Source organism: Elstera litoralis (genome assembly GCF_000963705.1).
GTDB lineage: Bacteria > Pseudomonadota > Alphaproteobacteria > Elsterales > Elsteraceae > Elstera > Elstera litoralis.
This window is the reverse complement of record NZ_LAJY01000769.1, coordinates 1-706: the sequence shown is the minus strand read 5'-3', so window position 1 is coordinate 706 and position 706 is coordinate 1. Positions and strand designations below refer to the sequence as shown.

1 protein-coding gene is annotated in these 706 nt (G+C 56.7%); it reads right to left on the bottom strand.

The genetic code is table 11. The annotated features are described in order from the left end of the window. Positions 1-313: 313 nt before the first annotated feature. Entirely contained in the window at positions 314-514 is a 201-nt protein-coding gene (locus VZ95_RS23440; protein WP_084627941.1) for a DUF1127 domain-containing protein, read from the bottom strand. Between the last annotated feature and the right edge of the window lie 192 nt (positions 515-706).

The following is a 706-nucleotide window of genomic DNA, read 5'->3' as shown; positions in this document are numbered from 1 at the left end:
CAGGCGTTGTTGGGGTAATACCTTGATTCTCAATTCATTTTACCGGGCTAATTTTGCCTAAGGGCCTCGGCAACACCGCTCTATCCGTCATCATTCTGTCTAAAAAAGCAGCGGAAGTTCGGCCCGTTCCGGCCTGTCAACCGTTAAGACACCGACCGTGAAGACAGCATATTCCTGTAGGAAGGGGCGATGGCCCCCGATCGCTCCTGCGCCTGCACCCTATATAGAGGGCGCGGGGCCACCCCCAAAAGCAAACCGCGCCCCAAAATGGGGCGCGGCATCTTCAAGCAGCAGTGGGGACGTTTGAGGCGAACTATTCGCGCCAGAACGGCTTGCTGATTTCGGTGAGGACATCGCCACGGCTCAGGCCGATATCGTCCAGCGCGCGCTGGTCGAGCGAGGCGAGTTCGCGGCGTTCCTGCCAACGAATGTACCAAGCGTTCAGCGTGTCCATGAAAGAGCCCGTAGGGGCCGAGGCGGCGAAACCAGTGTTCAGTGCAGAGATGCGAGCCATGATGTAGCTCCTTTCAAGTCGGGGAGGTGTGTTTGTTCGTTTGTTGAAACCAAACTACATCCACTCCGGCCCATTGTGCAGCGCAATAAGACCGCGCCAGCTTTGCACGCGCCGCATGGAATGCCAGGCTCCAATTGGCCGCATAGTGACAAATCAATGCCTTATTTGCCGTTGCTCATTCTGAATTCCGTC